Origin of the sequence: Chromohalobacter sp. 296-RDG, from assembly GCF_029889885.1 — a bacterium.
Classification (GTDB): Bacteria; Pseudomonadota; Gammaproteobacteria; order Pseudomonadales; family Halomonadaceae; genus Chromohalobacter.
This window is the reverse complement of the sequence record NZ_JARANY010000009.1, coordinates 1-18,432: the sequence shown is the minus strand read 5'-3', so window position 1 is coordinate 18,432 and position 18,432 is coordinate 1. Positions and strand designations below refer to the sequence as shown.

Annotated in this window: 14 protein-coding genes; 10 read left to right on the top strand and 4 right to left on the bottom strand. The window is 62.5% G+C overall.

The genetic code is table 11. From position 1 onward, the window contains the following. Positions 1 to 41 precede the first annotated feature (41 nt). From ald to OP495_RS05550, 4 genes are all read left to right on the top strand, one after another. Positions 42 to 1,157 (top strand): alanine dehydrogenase, encoded by a 1,116-nt coding sequence (ald, locus tag OP495_RS05565; RefSeq protein WP_280563592.1) that lies wholly within the window; start codon positions 42 to 44, stop codon positions 1,155 to 1,157. A 99-nt stretch (positions 1,158 to 1,256) separates the two neighbouring features. Continuing rightward, on the top strand, positions 1,257 to 2,270 hold the full coding sequence (locus OP495_RS05560) for a tryptophan--tRNA ligase (protein ID WP_280563591.1): 1,014 nt from the start codon (positions 1,257 to 1,259) through the stop codon (positions 2,268 to 2,270). 179 nt (positions 2,271 to 2,449) lie between these two features. Next, positions 2,450 to 3,673 (top strand): YeeE/YedE family protein, encoded by a 1,224-nt coding sequence (locus tag OP495_RS05555; RefSeq protein ID WP_280567745.1) that lies wholly within the window; start codon positions 2,450 to 2,452, stop codon positions 3,671 to 3,673. A 155-nt stretch (positions 3,674 to 3,828) separates the two neighbouring features. Continuing rightward, positions 3,829 to 5,514, top strand: a complete 1,686-nt coding sequence (locus tag OP495_RS05550) for an NAD-dependent malic enzyme (RefSeq protein ID WP_280567743.1) — start codon at positions 3,829 to 3,831, stop codon at positions 5,512 to 5,514. Positions 5,515 to 5,617: 103 nt separating this feature from the next. Here the strand turns inward: OP495_RS05550 and acnA are convergent, their stop codons facing one another. Continuing rightward, on the bottom strand, positions 5,618 to 8,353 hold the full coding sequence (gene acnA / locus OP495_RS05545; RefSeq protein ID WP_280563588.1) for an aconitate hydratase AcnA: 2,736 nt from the start codon (positions 8,351 to 8,353) through the stop codon (positions 5,618 to 5,620). A gap of 338 nt (positions 8,354 to 8,691) precedes the next feature. Between acnA and OP495_RS05540 the strand changes: the two genes are divergently transcribed. The 5 genes from OP495_RS05540 (at position 8,692) to OP495_RS05520 (ending at position 14,757) form a co-directional block, all read left to right on the top strand. Then, entirely contained in the window at positions 8,692 to 8,901 is a 210-nt protein-coding gene (locus OP495_RS05540; RefSeq protein ID WP_246919207.1) for a CPXCG motif-containing cysteine-rich protein, read from the top strand. A 163-nt stretch (positions 8,902 to 9,064) separates the two neighbouring features. After that, positions 9,065 to 9,667, top strand: a complete 603-nt coding sequence (locus OP495_RS05535) for a peroxiredoxin (protein ID WP_280563587.1) — start codon at positions 9,065 to 9,067, stop codon at positions 9,665 to 9,667. A gap of 159 nt (positions 9,668 to 9,826) precedes the next feature. After that, positions 9,827 to 10,780, top strand: a complete 954-nt coding sequence (gene trxB, locus OP495_RS05530) for a thioredoxin-disulfide reductase (RefSeq protein ID WP_280563586.1) — start codon at positions 9,827 to 9,829, stop codon at positions 10,778 to 10,780. Between the two features lie 141 nt (positions 10,781 to 10,921). Beyond that, positions 10,922 to 13,144: a GNAT family N-acetyltransferase gene (locus OP495_RS05525; RefSeq protein WP_280567742.1), complete on the top strand. Its 2,223-nt coding sequence runs from the start codon at positions 10,922 to 10,924 to the stop codon at positions 13,142 to 13,144. A 149-nt stretch (positions 13,145 to 13,293) separates the two neighbouring features. Further along, positions 13,294 to 14,757 (top strand): aminoacyl-histidine dipeptidase, encoded by a 1,464-nt coding sequence (locus tag OP495_RS05520; protein ID WP_280563584.1) that lies wholly within the window; start codon positions 13,294 to 13,296, stop codon positions 14,755 to 14,757. A gap of 1 nt (position 14,758) precedes the next feature. On the opposite strand, the gene OP495_RS05515 is transcribed toward OP495_RS05520, so the two are convergent. After that, positions 14,759 to 15,853 carry a phosphatase domain-containing protein gene (locus tag OP495_RS05515; protein WP_280563583.1) on the bottom strand — a complete coding sequence of 365 codons (1,095 nt, stop codon included), beginning with the start codon at positions 15,851 to 15,853 and terminating at the stop codon, positions 14,759 to 14,761. 92 nt (positions 15,854 to 15,945) lie between these two features. Further along, positions 15,946 to 16,509 (bottom strand): type 1 glutamine amidotransferase domain-containing protein, encoded by a 564-nt coding sequence (locus OP495_RS05510; RefSeq protein ID WP_280567739.1) that lies wholly within the window; start codon positions 16,507 to 16,509, stop codon positions 15,946 to 15,948. A 243-nt stretch (positions 16,510 to 16,752) separates the two neighbouring features. Here OP495_RS05510 and rmuC point away from each other — a divergent pair, with 243 nt between their 5' ends. Beyond that, complete coding sequence (rmuC, locus tag OP495_RS05505) at positions 16,753 to 18,231, top strand: DNA recombination protein RmuC (RefSeq protein ID WP_280563581.1); 1,479 nt, start codon at positions 16,753 to 16,755, stop codon at positions 18,229 to 18,231. Positions 18,232 to 18,287: 56 nt separating this feature from the next. Here the strand turns inward: rmuC and OP495_RS05500 are convergent. Further along, positions 18,288 to 18,432: ferritin-like domain-containing protein (locus tag OP495_RS05500; protein ID WP_280567814.1), on the bottom strand; the 145-nt coding region annotated here is incomplete at its 5' end.

Here is an 18,432-nt window from a genome sequence, read left to right as displayed (position 1 = left end):
AGTCGTTGAGCCTATGTTGATCACGTCGTAAAGGAAGCGTCATGAAAATTGCCATACCCAAGGAAATCAAGAACCATGAGTATCGTGTCGCCTTGACGCCAAGCGTGGTGCGCGAACTGGTGGCACGCGGGCATCGCGTGGCAGTGCAGGCCTCGGCGGGCGAGGGAGCCGGCTTCCCTGACGCTGAGTATGAAGCGGCGGGAGCGCGTATCGAGCAAGATCTCGACGCGCTATGGGATAACGCCGAGTTGATCGTCAAGGTGAAGGAGCCTCAGCCGGAGGAGGTCAAGCGTCTCAAGCCGAGCCATACGCTTTTTACCTACCTGCATTTGGCCGCCGAAGAGTCGCTGACACGAGGGCTGATGGACAGCGAAGCGACCTGCATCGCCTACGAGACGATCACCGACGAAGAAGGCGGTTTGCCGCTTTTGGCACCGATGAGTCGTGTCGCCGGCCGCATGGCCATCCAAGCCGGCGCGCATAGCCTGGAAAAGGCCCAGGGCGGTGCGGGTATTCTGATTCCCGGAGTGCCCGGCGTGGCGCCGGCCAAGGTCACCGTGATTGGCGGTGGCGTGGTCGGGGAGAACGCTGCGCGCATGGCGCTGGGGCTGGGCGCGGATGTCACCGTGCTCGACAAGTCGCTGGAGCGGCTGGAAGTGCTCGACCATCGCTATCAAGGTCGTTTGAATACCGTGTACTCGACGGCGGACGCCCTGGAAACCGCGGCCCGCGAGTCGGATATCGTCGTCGGTGCGGTGCTGGTACCGGGCGCACAGGCGCCAAAGCTAATCACTCGCCAGATGCTCGGCGACATGCGTCCGGGCAGTGTGCTGGTAGACGTGGCCATCGATCAGGGCGGCTGCTTCGAGACGAGCCGCGCGACGACCCATGCCGATCCCACCTATGTCGTGGATGGTGTGGTGCATTACTGCGTCGCCAACATGCCGGGCGCCGTGGCGCGTACCTCCACCCAGGCGTTGACCAATGCTACCTTGCCGTTCGTACTGGCACTGGCCGACAAAGGATGGCAAGGCGCCCTGGCGGAGGATCCTCACTTCCTCGAGGGCCTCAACGTCCATGCCGGACACATCACGCACTCGGCGGTGGCCCAGGCATTCGGTCTGGACGCGGTCGATCCCAAGAACCTGATGGTGTAGTGGCGGACGACGACGTTCCGGCTGGGCCCGGTCGCCTTGGCCGGGACGTCGTTGTACACTGGGCAGATTCTCACATTTCGTTGCGATCAGCCCAATTTCATGACCAAGACACGCGTTCTGACCGGCATCACCACCACCGGTACCCCGCATCTCGGCAATTATGTCGGGGCCATCAAACCGGCCATCGAGGCCAGCCAACGTCCCGATGTGGATTCCTTCTATTTCCTCGCGGATCTGCATGCGTTGATCAAGTGTCAGGATCCCAAGCGCGTGCAGCAATCGCGCCTGGAAATCGCCGCCACCTGGCTGGCGTTGGGCCTGGATACCGACAATGCTGTCTTCTACCGCCAGTCGGACATTCCCGAGATTCCCGAGCTTACCTGGATGCTGTCCTGCGTCTGTGCCAAGGGGCTGATGAACCGCGCCCATGCCTACAAGGCGGCGGTGGACGAGAACGAAGAGCTCGGCCATCAGGATATGGATAAGGGCGTGAGCATGGGGCTGTTCGGTTATCCGGTGCTGATGGCGGCGGATATCCTGATGTTCAATGCCACTAAAGTCCCGGTGGGGCGCGACCAGATCCAGCATATCGAGATGGCGCGCGATATGGGCGGGCGCTTCAACCATCTCTACAAGGGACAGTATTTCACGCTGCCCGAGGCGGTAGTCGACGACAAGGTAGAAGTATTGAACGGACTCGATGGCCGCAAGATGTCCAAGAGTTACAACAACACCATCCCGCTGTTCGTCTCGGAGAAGAAGCTCCAGAAGCTGGTGCGCAAGATCAAGACCAACTCCCTGGAGCCCGGCGAGCCCAAGGACCCCGATGGCTGCACGCTGTTTCAGATCTTCTCGTCGTTTGCCTCCGCCGAAGAGACCGCCACCATGCGGGCCGACTACGAGAACGGCATCGGCTGGGGCGAGGCCAAGGATCGGGTCTTCGAATATCTCAACGCGCACTTGCGCGAACCTCGCGAGCGGTATAATGCTCTGCTCGAAGACCCCGGGCATATCGAGAACGTGCTCAAGCAGGGCGCCGAAAAGGCCCGTGCCGAGGCGCAACCTCTCATGGAGCGTGTGCGCGAAGTCGCTGGCCTGGGGCGTTTCGTGTGACGCCTCATTGACGCTTCTTATCGGTGCGTCTTGCGCACTGCCAAAGCCCGTGTCACGAGACACGGGCTTTTTATATTGCCAAACGCTATAGCGTGAATGCGTTTTATGAATTTTTAAAAGGTCTGGGCAGGCGCTAAGATAGGCAACAATTTCCATTCAAACGATAACAGGAGGTTGCGATGCCTGACGCATCCAGTGTTTCGTCCGCTGCGCCGACGCCGCGTCGCGGCGTACCGCCGTTGGCATTGGCGGCGACAATCGTCTTGCTCCTGGGCGCCCTGGCCGTGGGCACGGCCTTCGGGGCGGCCACGGGGTTGCTCATGATCGTGGGGGGCGCCCTGGGCATGGTGCTCTATCATGCCGCCTTCGGCTTCACCTCCGCGTGGCGGGTGTTCATTACCGAGCGTCGTGGGCGAGGCTTGCGCGCGCAGATGGTCATGCTGGCCCTGGCGGTGGTGCTGTTCTTCCCGGCTCTGGGCGCGGGTACTCTGTTTGGCACGCCGGTTTCCGGCTATATCGCACCCATCGGGGTATCGGTCCTGGTCGGTGCATTCCTGTTCGGTCTGGGCATGCAGCTCGGCGGCGGCTGTGCCTCGGGAACCTTGTTCACGGTGGGCGGCGGCAATGCGCGCATGGTGATCACCCTGGTGTTTTTCATCATCGGCTCCTTGGTCGGTACGGCGCATTTTGCCTGGTGGCAGACGTGGCCGGCGTTCCAGCCGACGTCGCTGCATGGCCTGTTCGGCGTGGGCGGCGGCATCGTCGTGAGCCTGGCGTTGTTCGCCGCGATCGCGGCGGTGACGGTGGCTATGGAGAGACGCCGGCACGGTCAGCTCGAACGGGCGCCACAGGTCGAGGCTGGCCGCTCGCGTTGGCTGCAAGGCCCTTGGCCGCTATTGGCCGGCGCAGTGGGTTTGGCGGTGCTCAATTTCATCACGCTGGCGCTCGCCGGACGCCCATGGGGCATTACCTCGGCGTTGGCGCTGTGGGGTGCCAAGGGCTTCGAGGCGTTAGGCGGCGACGTCAGCGGCTGGGGCTATTGGCAGGCGGCCGGCAATCAAGCGGCCTTGAACGCCAATGTCTGGAGCGATGTCACTACGGTCATGAACGTGGGGATTATTCTGGGGGCGATGGCCGCTGCAGCACTGGCGGGCCGTTTCGCGCCGAAATTCAACATCCCGCTACGTTCCGTGGTGGCGGCGGCCATCGGTGGATTCCTGCTGGGTTATGGGGCGCGCCTGGCGTTCGGGTGCAACATCGGCGCCTATTTCGGCGGCATTTCATCGGGTAGCTTGCACGGCTGGCTGTGGTTGGTCGCGGCGTTTGCCGGCAACATGCTGGGCGTGCGGCTACGCCCGTGGTTCTTCTCGGGCTCGGCACGCCCCGTGGCGCGCAGTGGCTGATGCGTATAATCGACACGCGCAAATGATGCACGGCGTCCCTTGAGGCGCCGTGCATCGTTGTGGCGTGCGCGGGTGGCAAGGCGGCGTGATATAGTGAAGCTCGAGCCGTGCGGAGCCCCAGGGCTCCGAGTTCCGTCACCTGCGTGAGGCAAACGATGAGCGAAACATCCAAGCGTCCCCTTTATATTCCTTATGCCGGCCCCTCACTGCTGGAGATGCCGCTACTCAACAAGGGCAGCGCCTTTACCAGCGAAGAGCGTGTCGAGTTCAACCTGGTGGGGTTGTTGCCGCAGAATGTCGAGAGCATCGAAGAGCAACTCGAGCGCGCTTATCACCAGTACACTTTGTGTCAGAACAACCTCGACAAGCACATTTATCTGCGGTCGATTCAGGACGATAACGAGACGCTGTTCTTCCGCCTGCTGGAAGAGCATCTCGAGGAAATGCTGCCGATCATCTATACCCCTACGGTAGGTGAGGCATGCGAAGAGTTCTCCAATATTTACCGTAATCACCGCGGGCTCTTCATCTCGTATCCCGACCGTCACCGCATGGACGATATCCTGCGTAGCGCTACCAAGGACAAGGTGCGCGTGATCGTGGCCACCGACGGTGAACGTATCCTGGGGCTGGGCGATCAGGGCATCGGGGGTATGGGCATCCCCATCGGCAAGCTGTCGCTGTATACCGCCTGCGGCGGCATCAGCCCGGCCTACACGCTGCCCATCGTGCTCGACGTGGGCACCAACAATCAGAAGCTGCTCGACGACCCCATGTACATGGGCTGGCGCCACCCACGGGTCAGTCAGGAAGAGTACGACGAGTTCATCGGTATGTTCATGGAGGCGCTGCAACGGCGCTGGCCCAACGTGCTGTTGCAGTTCGAGGACTTCGCCCAGACCAACGCCATGCCGCTGCTCGAGCGTTATCGCGACCAGCTGTGCTGCTTCAACGACGATATCCAGGGTACGGCGTCGGTGTGTGTGGGCACGCTGCTGGCGGCCTGCAAGACCAAGGGCGAGGCGCTCAAGGATCAGACCATCGCGTTTCTCGGGGCCGGCTCTGCGGGCTGCGGTATCGCCGAGCAGATCGTCGTGGCGATGACGATGGAAGGTCTGAGCGAGGCCGAGGCGCGTCAGCGCATCTACATGATCGACCGTTTCGGGTTGTTGACCAGTGACATGGAGGGGCTCTACGACTTCCAGCAGCGTCTCGCGCACGAGACCGCCACCTTGAGCGACTGGGAGACCCAGGACCGCGACCTGCTCGACGTGGTGCGCAATGCCAAGCCTAGCGTATTGATCGGGGTTTCCGGGCAAAGCGGCCTGTTCACCGAGGAGGTGATCAAGACGCTGCACGCCGGCTGCGCTCAGCCGCTGGTGATGCCGCTTTCCAACCCGACGTCCAAGGTCGAGGCTGTTCCCCAGGACGTTCTCGACTGGACTCGGGGCGAAGCGCTGGTAGCCACGGGCAGCCCCTTCCCGCCGGTGCGCGTCGGCGAGCGCGACGTGGCGATCGCCCAGTGCAACAACGCTTATATCTTCCCTGGCATCGGCCTGGGAGTCGTGGCGACCAACGCGTCCCGCGTCACCGACAAGATGCTGATGGCGGCTTCCAATGCGTTGGCCCAGCACGCGCCCATCGTCAAGACCGGAAAAGGCGCGCTGTTGCCTTCACTGAGCGACATCCGCGAGATCAGCAAGTACATCGCCTTCGCCGTTGCCAAGCAGGCCCAAGAGGAAAATGTCGCGCTGTCCTCTAGCGACGAAGCGCTGTGGAACGCCATCGAGCGTCACTTCTGGTATCCGCGTTACCGCACCTATCGTCGCCGCGCCTTCTAAACGCACGCCTTTCGACCCATCGACAAAAAACACCCCGCCGGCGATGCCGACGGGGTGTTGCTTTTTTATGGTACTAGATAGCGCTAGCTCAGCGCGCTATTGCTTACTGCAACATGCTGCGCAGCACATAGTGCAGAATGCCGCCGTGGCGATAGTAGGCCATCTCGTTGGCGGTATCGATGCGGCACAGCGCTTCGATCTTCTTCTCGCCTTTACTCGATGCGATGGTCACCTTGACCTTGGCGCCAGGCTCGATATCGGCGATGCCTTCGATGGACACCGTTTCGTCGCCGGTCATGCCCAGTGACTTACGGTCCTCGCCCTCGGGGAACTGCAGCGGCAATACGCCCATACCGATCAGGTTGGAGCGGTGGATGCGCTCGTAGGATTCGGCAAGCACGGCACGCACGCCGAGCAGCCGCGTACCCTTGGCCGCCCAGTCGCGGCTGGAGCCAGTACCGTATTCCTTGCCGGCGACCACCACCAGCGGCGTGTCCTTCTCGACGTATTTCATCGCCGCGTCGTAGATCGCCATCTGTTCGCCGCTGGGCACGTGGCGGGTATAGCCGCCCACGACGTCATCGAGCATCTCGTTTTTGATGCGTACGTTGGCGAAGGTGCCGCGCATCATCACTTCGTGGTTGCCGCGCCGTGAGCCGTAGGAGTTGAAATCCGCAGGCTTGACGCCGTTTTCCTGCAGATAACGGCCGGCAGGGCTGTCGGGCTTGATCGCGCCGGCGGGCGAGATATGGTCGGTGGTCACCGAGTCGCCGAACATGGCCAGCACGTTGGCACTCTTGACGTCCTCCAGCGGCGCGGGTTCCTTACCCATGCCTTCGAAGAACGGCGGATGCTGGATGTAGGTGGACTTGTTGTTCCACGCGTAGACATCGCTTTCCGGTACATCGAGCGACTTCCAGATCTCGTCACCCTCGAAGACCTCGCTGTATTCCTTGCGATACATCTCGGTTCTGACCTGTTCGACGGCTTCGGCGATCTCCGCCTGGCTGGGCCAGACATCCTTCAGATACACTGGATTGCCGTCTTGATCCTTGCCTAACGGATCCTTGGAAAGATCGATGCGCATGTTGCCGGCCAGGGCATAAGCCACGACCAGGGGCGGTGACGCCAGCCAGTTGGTGGGTACCAGCGGATGGATGCGGCCTTCGAAGTTACGGTTGCCGGAGAGCACTGAGGCTACCGTCAGATCGCCATCTTCGATGGCTTTCTCGATCGGCTCGTGCAAGGGGCCGGAGTTACCGATGCAGGTGGTGCAGCCATAGCCGACCAGGTTGAAGCCCAGTTCGTTGAGATCGCTCTGAGTGCCGCTGGCGTCGAGGTAGTCGGTGACCACCTTGGAGCCAGGTGCCAGTGATGTCTTGACCCACGGCTTGGTGGTGAGGCCCTTCTCGACGGCCTTGCGTGCCAACAATCCGGCGGCCAGCATCACGCTGGGGTTGGAGGTGTTGGTGCACGAGGTAATGGCGGCGATGACCACGGCGCCCGGGTTGAGCTTGAACTTCTCGCCATCGACCTCGCAAGCCTGGCTGTCTTCGTGCTCCAGACTCTCGTCGGTACCCACGGCGGTCTGCCCGCCTTCGGAGAGCCACTTGCCTTGCTCGGTGGACGCGACGTCCGGCTTGCGATCGCTGAGGATCTTCTCGAAGGTGGACTTCATGTCGGTCAGGGCGACACGGTCCTGCGGACGCTTGGGCCCGGCCAGACTGGACTCGACTTCGTTCATGTCGAGGTGCAGGGCATCGCTGAAGATCGGCTCAGCACCGGGTTCGCGCCACAGCCCCTGCGCCTTGGTATAGGCTTCGACGAGCTCGATCTGATGTTCGTCACGGCCGGTGAGGCGCATGTAGTTGAGCGTTTCTTCGTCGACCGGGAAGAACCCGCAGGTGGCACCGTATTCGGGCGCCATGTTGCCGATGGTGGCGCGGTCCGCCAGCGGCAGGTCCTTGAGGCCATCGCCGTAGAATTCGACGAATTTACCCACCACGCCTTTCTGGCGCAGCATCTGAGTGACCGTCAGCACCAGATCGGTAGCGGTGATGCCTTCGCGCAGTTTGCCGGTGAGCTTGAAGCCGATGACCTCGGGGATCAGCATCGAGACCGGCTGGCCAAGCATCGCGGCCTCGGCTTCGATGCCGCCCACGCCCCAACCAAGGACGCCCAGGCCGTTGATCATGGTGGTGTGGGAATCGGTACCCACGAGTGTGTCCGGATAGGCGAACGTCTTGCCGTTTTCTTCCTTCGTCCACACCGTCTTGCCGAGATACTCCAGGTTGACCTGGTGGCAGATACCGGTACCCGGTGGCACGACGCGGAAATTATCGAACGCCTGCTGGCCCCAGCGCAGGAATTCGTAACGTTCGCGGTTGCGCTCCATTTCGATGGCGACGTTGTCCTTGAACGACGAAGGATCACCGTAGTGATCGACCATCACCGAGTGGTCGATGACCAGGTCCACGGGGGAGAGCGGATTGATGCGGTCGGCAGATTCGCCGAGACGCTTGACGGCGTCGCGCATGGCGGCCAGGTCCACGACCCCGGGAACGCCGGTGAAGTCTTGCATCAGCACGCGTGCCGGACGATAGCCGATTTCGCGAGTGGAGCGTCCTTCCTTCTGCCAGTCGACGAGGGCCTGCATGTCGTCGGGGGAGACGCTTTCATCGTCGCCGTAGCGCAGCTGGTTCTCGAGCAATACCTTGAGTGTCATGGGCAGGCGCGAAGCGTCGCCGAACGCTTGGGCGGCCTTGTCAAGACTATAATAGTGGTAGGTATGATCGCCGACATCGAGTGTCGATAACGTATTCTGTGGAGCTTCGGACATGGGCCCCCCTCCTCATCAAAGCTGGACGATTTTTCATGGCGAACGCCGAACCACGTTGCCCTTGATATGCTGGAAAGGTCTGGAGACCATCCGATGGCTCGGTTCGCCGCGAGTCAGGTTCCTTCGACAATGTCTACAATATCATCGATACCGGAGATATTGTCATGATAAGCCTTTATTTCAAGCGCGCCCATGTTACCAAGGTGGCAAGTAGGCAATGCCTGAAGCGTGTCACACCAGTCTTGTGCGCGGATCTCGACGCATTGGCTTGAAAGAAGGCAAGAGTGGCCCGATATTCCTTCGGTAATGCGCCGTACTCGAGGACGCCAGGAGTCGGTATGAATGAAGAAATGTTGTTGTCATGGCCGGCGACGTGCCCTTATTGCGACGCCTCTTTCGAGATGTTGATCGATAGCAGTGTGGGTAGTCACGCTACTTGGGAAGATTGCCCTCAGTGCTGTGCGCCGATTCAGGTGCGTGTGACAGTATCGCCGTTCAGCGGCGAACTCGAGGACGTCATGCTAGGGCAAGACGACGACGTATTTTGAGTGCTGCCCTACGGGAATACCGCTATGGCAAGCACGGTATATCGGCCCGATAGGGAGTGCCTATATTGCCCATTGGGCCAATCAAATTGGCATAAGAGAATCCCGCCGGTAGTCTTGGCGTGGTTTAATCATAGTCATCCACCCAACTTTTCAGGAGAAACGAATGAGCGTATTGGTTGGACGTCAGGTACCCGATTTTGAAGCGGCAGCGGTTCTGGGCGATGGCACCATCGTCGACGACTTCAAGCTGTCCGAAACCAACGGCAAAATGCGTGTCGTCTTCTTCTGGCCGCTGGACTTTACCTTCGTTTGCCCGTCCGAGATCATCGCGCATGACAACCGTCTGGCGCAGTTCCGTGATCTCGGCGTTGAAGTGATCGGTGTATCCATCGACTCTCAGTTCACTCACCACGCATGGCGCAAGACTTCTCCCGAGAAGGGCGGCATTGGTGAAGTCGGCTTCCCGATGGTGGCTGACGTCAAGCACGAGATCACGCAAGCCTTCGGTATCGAGCATCCGGAAGCCGGCGTCGCCCTGCGCGCGTCCTTCCTGATCGACGAAGACGGTGTCGTCCAGCACCAGACCATCAACAACCTGCCGCTGGGCCGCAACGTCGACGAGATGCTGCGCATGGTCAAGGCGCTCCAGTTCCACCAGAAAAACGGTGAAGTCTGCCCCGCTGGCTGGGACGAAGGTCAGGAAGGTATGAAAGACACCGCCGAAGGCGTTGCCAAGTACCTGGGCACGCACTCCGACGAACTGTAAGCGTTGACACGTTTGCAACAAAGGGCGGCCAACAGGCCGCCTTTTGTGTCGACAAGCGTTTGCAGCGAATGGTGTGTGGCCTGCACGTAACGCGTGCATGCCACACAGCATTCTTTGGTCCAGTTGCCGGCCAGCGTATCCCGTAAGCGAGGTTTCCCCATGAGCGACGTGCGTCACGAACGACTGATCATTCTCGGTTCCGGCCCGGCCGGTTACACGGCGGCCGTCTATGCGGCACGTGCCAATCTCAAGCCGCTGCTGATTACCGGTATGCAGGCTGGCGGTCAGTTGACGACTACCACCGACGTGGACAACTGGCCGGGCGACACCGAAGGCGTTCAGGGACCGGAATTGATGGAGCGCATGCGTAGCCATGCCGAGCGTTTCGATACCGAGGTGCTATTCGATCATATCAACGAGGTCGAGCTGCGTGAGCGTCCGTTCGTGCTCAAGGGCGAAAACGGCACCTATACCTGCGATTCCTTGATCATTTCCACCGGTGCCAGCGCGCGTTACCTGGGGCTGCCATCGGAAGAGAAGTTCATGGGGCAGGGCGTATCTGCCTGCGCGACCTGCGATGGCTTCTTCTATCGCGGTCAGGAAGTCGTGGTTATCGGCGGGGGCAACACCGCCGTCGAGGAAGCGCTGTATCTGTCCAATATCGCGACCAAGGTCACGCTGGTGCATCGCCGCGATAGTCTGCGTGCCGAGAAGATCCTGCAGGATAAGCTGTTCGACAAAGTCGAGAATGGCAATATGGAAATCGTCTGGAACCACACCCTCGAGGAAGTGCTGGGTGACAACACCGGCGTCACCGGCGTGCGTTTGATCTCCACCGTCGATGGCGCTTCGCGCGAGATTCAGGCGCCGGGGCTGTTCGTCGCCATTGGCCATTCGCCGAATACGGGCATCTTCGAAGGCCAGCTGGACATGAACAGCGGCTATATTCGGGTCAAGTCGGGCCTCGACGGCAATGCCACCATGACCAGCGTGCCGGGTGTCTTTGCCTCCGGCGACGTGATGGACCACGTCTACCGTCAAGCGGTAACCTCTGCGGGTACCGGGTGCATGGCGGCGCTCGATGCTGAGCGCTACCTCGACGGCCTGGAGTGAGACCGCTTAGCCGCGCCGCGCGGTGACAGCCTGACGCCGACGACCTCGCCCGCGAATCGCTTCGCGGGCGTGCGTAGTTGTGAGAGTCTGTGAACGTTCGTGAGAGGCTGTCGAGGGCGGATACTGCAAGGGAGATGACGCATGAATGCCCCCTCGGATGACATGACGTCCTCCATCGCATGGCTGGATGCCTTGATCGACGCCTGCCGTGAACGTCGCCATCGCGGCATCATCTGGATACCTGCGTCTTCCGAGAAGGCACGTGCGCGTGCAATTTCTCTATGGCGAGCACGCACGTGGCAAGCACCCTTGTGGGTCGGTTCGGTCGCCCCCCAAGAAAGCATCGACGCGCTTGCTCCGCGTCAGGCACGCACCCGCCTGGGACGCGAGCATGATCTGATCATCATCGATGCCGGCGACGAACCGGGCTTCGATCCGGATGCCTTCGGGGCGTTGAGCGGTACGCTGCGTGCCGGTGGGCTGCTGGTCGTGCTGACGCCTGCGGAGTGGGCCGGCGGCCAGGCCCATCCGGATGCCGACTATGTGCGTCTGGCACATTGGCCTCATTCGCCGACGACTCTGAGCGCCCATTACCTGACGCGTCTGGCACGCGGCTTGCTCCGTGAGCCCAGCCTCTGGCGCTGGGCTGATGAGCACGCCACGCCGTGTTCCGGTCGCCTGCCCGAGGCGAGCGCGCCCACAGAGCCTTCTCTCGATGACGTCTGTATGACGCATGATCAGCAAGAGGCCGTGCATCGGCTGACGCGGCTGCGCCGTCGGCGCCCCGTGGTCCTGAGTGCCGATCGGGGACGTGGCAAGTCGGCCGCGCTGGGCATCGCTGCCGCGCGACGGCTGGCGGCAGGCGAAACAACGCTGTGGGTTACTGCACCACGTCGGGCAGCGATCGAGCCGTTGTTCGAGCGCTTGGCTGCTTTGTATCCCCATGGGCACCGCGCCGAGGCGCGCTTTCACGTCACACTGGAGGCGGGCGAGTGCGAGGTGCGCTTTCTCGCCCCGGACGCCATCATGGCGGCCCTGAGTGAGCCGGGCGTGGAGTGTCACGCGCCGCCGACGCTGTTCGTCGATGAGGCGGCGGCCATCCCCACGCCACTGTTGGCACGTTGGCTGGACGCTTTCCCACGTCTTGCTTTCGCCACCACCGTGCATGGTTACGAAGGCACCGGACGTGGCTTCCAGGTGCGTTTTTACGCGCGCCTATCGCGCCGTACGCCCGATTGGCGCGAGATCCATCTGCGCGAGCCGGTCCGCTGGGCCGATGGCGATCCTCTCGAGCGTCTGACCCGTGACATGCTGCTGCTCGATGCCGCGCCGGACGACGATGGCCAGGCCGAAGAGGCGCTGGCTGCCGCGCCACTGCGCATTCGCTGGCTCGACCGGGAGGCACTGGCCCATGACGAGCACGCCCTCGAGGCGCTGTTCGGTCTGCTGGTGCAGGCGCATTACCGCACCTCCCCGAGTGATTTGCGCCAACTGCTCGACGGCCCGGACGTGCAACTCGCGGCGGCTTATGTCGGCGATACCTGTCTCGGGGTATGCCAGGTGCAGGCGGAGGGCGGTTTTCCCGACGATCTGGCCGAGCGCGTCGTGCTCGGCGAGCGTCGTCCCCGCGGTCATCTACTGGCGCAGTCGTTGGCGGCGCATGGTGGCTGGCAGACGGCGCTGACATCGCGCTGGTGGCGCATCATGCGCATCGCCGTGCATCCCGCCGCGCGGCGGCGCGGCGTGGGGCGGGCACTGGTCGAGGCCGTGGCCACTGCGGCTCGCATGCACGACGTCGCGCATCTGGGCGTGAGTTTCGGCGCCGAGGCGACACTGATCGCCTTCTGGCGGCGTTTGGGATTCATCTCGCTGCGTTTGGGGCTGACCCGCGAAGCGGCGAGCGGTGAACACGCGCTGATGATGGGGCAGGCGCTGACGATCCAGGCGGAAGCGTCGTTGTCGGCCTGGTCGGATGACTTCCAGCACCTGCTGCCGAGCCTGCTGGCCTTCGAGCTGGCGCATCTGGAGACCGATGTCGTCATGGCGCTGCTGTACGAGGGAGCGGCGCCCGAGGTGAATGCCGATCTATGCGCACGCCTGGAGCGCTTCGCGCAGGGCGGCGGTGAGCTGGCCCTCGCACGGCCCTGGCTGTGTCGGGTCTGGCTGGCCTGGTGGCGCCGCCAGCCGCAGGAAGCTGCCGACGAGATGCCGGACGAGGACACAAGAGCACTGCACGATTGGGCCGCGACGTTGTTCCAGGGGCGTGATGTCGAGGCGACGCGTGCGATGGGACGCCAGGCCCGGCTCGCCCACTGGCGCCGCCTGTCGGGCATCTTGCAGTGTCGCTTGAATCCGACGCCATGACTGTCGCTGTCGGTGGGCTTGCGTTGCGCGATTCAGCGCGTAAGGTGTCATGACGCCCGACACGTGCTGCGTCGTCATTCCTTGATCGTTTGTCGTTACCGGGAGACGTGGCGCGCGATGTCGGCGGCTCCCAACAGGAACGATTTCCCATGAACGATCATCTTCTGCAACTCTCTCCCGAACCGCTGTGGCGCCATTTCCGCACGTTGTGCAATACGCCGCGTCCCTCCGGTCATGAACAGCGCCTGGTAGAGACGCTCACCGCCTGGGCCGACGAACGCGGATTGACGCATGAACGCGACGCCGCCGGTAACCTCAAGATTCGCAAGCCAGCCTCTAAGGGATGCGAGGCGTTTCCCGGCGTCATCCTGCAGGGGCATCTGGATATGGTCGCCCAGGCCAATGCCGATCACCCGCATGATTTTACCCGCGATGCGCTCGACACCTACGTCGAAGACGGCTGGCTGCATGCCCATGAGACCACCCTGGGCGCGGACAACGGCATGGGGGTGGCCGCTGCGCTGGCGATCCTCGAGGACGATACCTTGCGCCATGGCCCGCTCGAGGTGTTGTTCACGCTGGAAGAAGAAGCCTCCATGCGCGGTGCGCTGGGACTCGACGAGGGCTGGCTGCAGGGGCGTTATCTGCTCAATCTCGACTCCGAGGATCGTGGGCAGGTGTATATCGGATGTGCCGGCGGGGCCGATGTGGTCGTCGGTGCGCGGCTGCCCACGCGGGATCTCGGCGAGGGCGAAATCGTGCGACGCGTTGCTTTGACCGGGCTAGTGGGCGGCCACTCGGGTATCGACATCCACAAAGGGCGCGGCAACGCCAATCGCTTGCTGGTGCGGGTTCTGCGCGCCCTGGAACCGTTCGGTGCCTGCCTCGTCGCCTATCACGGCGGCACGCTGCGCAATGCGCTGCCGCGCGAGGCCTTCGCCAGCATCGCGCTACCCGCCGACGAAGAAGACGCGGTCACGCAGCGGCTGGCCGAACTGCAGGCCGAACTTGCCAGCGAACTGGCGGGAATCGACGAAGACGTGCAACTCGCCCTTGAGCCCGGCGAGCCCGAGGCGCCACTCACTGAGGCTGCCAGTCGCCTGCTGATCGCGGCGCTGCATGTGGCGCCGTGCGGCGTCGAGCGCATGAGCGTTGAAGTGCCGGGCGTGGTGGAAACGTCCAACAATCTGGGCGTGGTCAAGCTCGAGGCCGGGCGTTTCCATCTATGCGCTCTGGTACGCTCGTTGCGCGATAGTGCCACACAAGATCTCGCTGACCGCTTCCGGGCATTGTTCTCGCTGATCGGCGCCGAAACGCGGGTCGAGAACGCCTATCCCGGCTGGACGCCGGACCCCGAGAGCACGCTGTTGGCGCGCTTTCGTCGTCTGCACCTCGAGCAGACTGGAGTCGACCCGGACGTGAAGGTCATCCACGCCGGGCTTGAATGCGGCATTCTCGGTGGCAAGTACCCGCAGTTGGAGATGATCTCCTTCGGTCCCTTGATCCGCGGCGCCCACTCGCCAGCGGAGCGGGTCGAACTCGATTCCGTGGATGAGTTCTGGCAAGTCCTGCGTGCCGTGATCGAAGACTTGGCCACGGCGCGAGCGGCGTGAATCAGCGCGACGCTTGACGTACCGCTTCCAGCCCCGTCTCGGAGATATAACCTCGGTCGCGCGCATGCGCGGCCATGGCGGCACTGTCATCGCTCAGCAGCAGCTCGCAATCGGTATGTTCGATCTCCTCGCGCAGTCGGGCGATGGCCGCTTCGCGGTCGGGCTTGCGGTCGACGCGACGGATGTAGATCGTCTTCACGCGGTCCGGGTTCTCCTTGACGATACGCGTGTAGATTTCGGGATCGTGTTGACCGCTATCCCCGATCAGCACGCAGGGCAACGTGTCGAACAACGTGAGCATCTGCGTGATCAAGTCGTACTTATGATCCTCGGCGCGGCGTGGCCAGGGATGGCGCCAGGAAATTCCCCATTCGCGCAGGAAAAGGATCGGCCCGACGGGAATATGGTTGAGCTGGAAGAACGCCTCGAGCACCTCGTAGATGCTCCAAGGGCCTCGCGAGACGTAGAGTATCGGTCGCCGTGAGTCGCCCGCCGTGCCCGCATGCAAGGCCTGATAGAGTTCGGCAACGCCGGGAAAGGCGGTGCGTCGATGCGCCTTCTCGACGAATAGGCGATACAGCATACGCAGCTTGTCGGCGACGCCGGTGTACATCACCGTGTCGTCGATGTCGCTGATCACCATTAGATCGGTATTTGGTGGTGGAATATAGACATCGGCGCGCGAGCGGACGTTGTCGCGGTCGGCCGTCATGACCTCGAGCTCGGCACGATGCCATGAAACGTGCTCGTCGAGCGGAATGTCGAGCGGCAGGCGGACATCGAAATAGCCGTCGTGGTCGGTGGTGACGGTGGCGCTATTGTCGCCCAGACGAATACGCACCTCGGCATCTGGAAAACCGCGCCGTGCCAGGCGTCGAGTCACGTCTGCGGCGTCGCGTAGCGCCCCGCGTCTAGGGATGACGCGCGCCAGCCCTACCTGACGGAAGACCCGCCCCATCAGGAACGCCTCGCGATGCGTGCCGTAACCACGATAGGGATGGACGACCGGCCCGCCTTGACCGCGATCCGATTTCATCGGCCTCGCGAAGATCCGTAACAGGCTCTTGACGGCGAAATGCAGGCGTCGTGAAGGCATTCGAATGCCGCGTCGCGGGCCGCCGCTCTCGGCGGTACGCAAAACGTCCGCCTCATGCGAGGCGGACGTCGATTGTGGTCGGTGGGGAGCCATCAGGCGTGCTGTCCGCTATGGCGACCTTCGGCTAGCTCCTCGATCAGTTTGGCATTGAAAGCGTCCATGTCTTGGGGCGTGCGACTGGTAACCAAGCCGTTATCGACGACGACCGGCTCATCGACCCATTGGGCGCCAGCGTTCTTGAGGTCTTGTCCCACGGAGGCGACCGAGGTCATCTTGCGCCCGTCGACGACATCGGCGTTGATCAGGATCCACGGTGCATGGCAGATCGCAGCCACTGGCTTGCCCGCTTCGAAGAAGCCATGCACGAAGGCGAGCGCTTTTTCGTTGAGGCGCAGTTCATCGGGATTGAAGAGCCCGCCGGGCAGCACCAGCGCGTGATAAGTGGTGGCGTCGACATCGCTCAAGGCCTTGTCGGCCTCGTAGATGTCGCCCCAGTCGGTTTCGGCCCAGGCACGAATGCCTTTGCCTTCGGGGGTGACCACTTGCACTTCGACGCCCTGACTCTTCAAGGCGGCACGCGGTGCGGAAAGTTCGGATTCCTCGAAACCGTCGGTGGCGAGGATGGCGACACGTTTACCTGACTGCGATTGACTCATCGTGACCTCCTGGTCGTGATGCTTCATGGATGACAACAGCCACCACCGGGCGATCCTAGTCCGGTATCAGGCAGCTTCACTGATTGAGTTTGGGCCATCAAGGCGGGACTTCAAGCCCCGGGCCGCTTGCGTCATGCGGCGGAGTGGGGGAAGGTGGCGCGCGCGAAGTGTTTAATCGAGTATCTAGTCGAGAGTTTTCACTGAACGTTTCAATCGAAAGTTTTCATTGCCGGTATCACGCCCATGTCCAGCATGTTCCCTGTCGCTTATCTTCTCCTTCTTGCGGCTGTCCTGGTGCTCGCCGCGCTGACGCTCGGTATAGCATGGCGACGTGAACGCACGCGTCGCGAAACGGCCGAGCACGAGGCCGAGCGTGCCCAGCGTCACTATGCCGAAACCGAGGAAACACGTGCTCGGTTGGAGCGCGAACTGGCCCAGAGCGATGCCCAACTAGACGCCGTGCGCGAGCAGAGCCTCGAGACCCAGCGCCTGTTGGGGCAACGCGAACGCGATCTAGATGACCGCCAGGAGCAACTCGCGGCGCTACGCGAACGGCATGGTCGCCTGGAAACGCAGCTCGAACAGGAGCGCTCCCATCATGCCGAGAAGCTCGCCCTGCTCGAGGAGGCGCGGACACGTCTCACCAAGGACTTCGAGGCGTTGGCGGGGCGGATCTTCGAGGAACGCCAGCAAACGTTCAATACCCAGAGTCGCGAGAATCTCGAGGCCATGCTGGCGCCTTTTCGCGAGCAGGTAGGCGACTTCCGGGCGCGCCTGGAGGAAATCCATGGCCAATCGCTGCGCGAGCGCTCGACCCTCAAGACGCAGATCGAGCATCTCTCCTCGCTGAATCGCCAGATCACCGAGGAAGCCGCCAACTTGACGCGCGCGCTCAAGGGCGATAAGAAGATGCAGGGCGATTGGGGCGAGGTGATACTCGAATCGGTGCTCGAGCGCTCGGGGCTGCGCCGTGATATCGAATACAAGCGCGAGGTCTCGGTGGAGGGAGAGTCGGGGCGTCAGCGTCCCGACGCGGTTATCTACCTGCCCGATAATCGCCACCTGATCGTCGATGCCAAGGTCTCGCTCAACGCCTATGTGCGCTACGTCAACGCCGAGGATGACGCGACGCGTACACAGGCATTGAAGGACCATGTCCAGGCGGTGCGTGCGCATATCGACACGCTCTCCGGGCGCGACTATCCGCACTTGCCGGGGCTAAACTCACCGGATTTCGTGTTCCTGTTCATGCCCGTCGAACCGGCGTTCGCGGTGGCCTTCCAGCATGATGAAACGCTCTTCCAGGACGCCTTCTCGCGCGACATCGTGGTGGTCACGCCGACCACGCTGCTGGCGAGCTTGAGAACCGTGGCCAGTCTCTGGACGCTGGAGCGCCAGAACGACAACGCCCGCGTCATCGCCGCACGGGCGGGCAAGTTGCTCGACAAGTTTCGTGGCTTCGTGGATAGCCTCGAGGACGTTGGCCGACATCTGGAGCGCGCCGACAGTAGCTACCGGCAAGCGATGGGGCGCCTTTCAACAGGGCAGGGGAGCCTGGTCAGCCAGGCGCTGATGCTCAAGCGTCTCGGCGTGCGCATGAAGCGCGACCTGCCAACGCATCTGACTGAGCAGGTGGACGCTGAAGAACTGGACGACATGGCGGACGACGAGCCCGACGCTGAAGATAGCTCTTCCGGCGACGAGACACGTGGGGAGTCCTAATGACACCGCCCGGCACAAGGCCGGGCGGTGTCTTGAACGGAATGACCTAGCGCGAATCAGCCTAGGTAGGCGCTGAGCATCCACACGGTCTTTTCCTGCTCGCGGATGTAGTCGCTCATCTGCGAAGCGGTGCCTTCGTCGTCGGCATCGGCGGCCATGGAATTGAGCTCGCGCTCCAGTTCGAGCAGTGCCTGATAACCC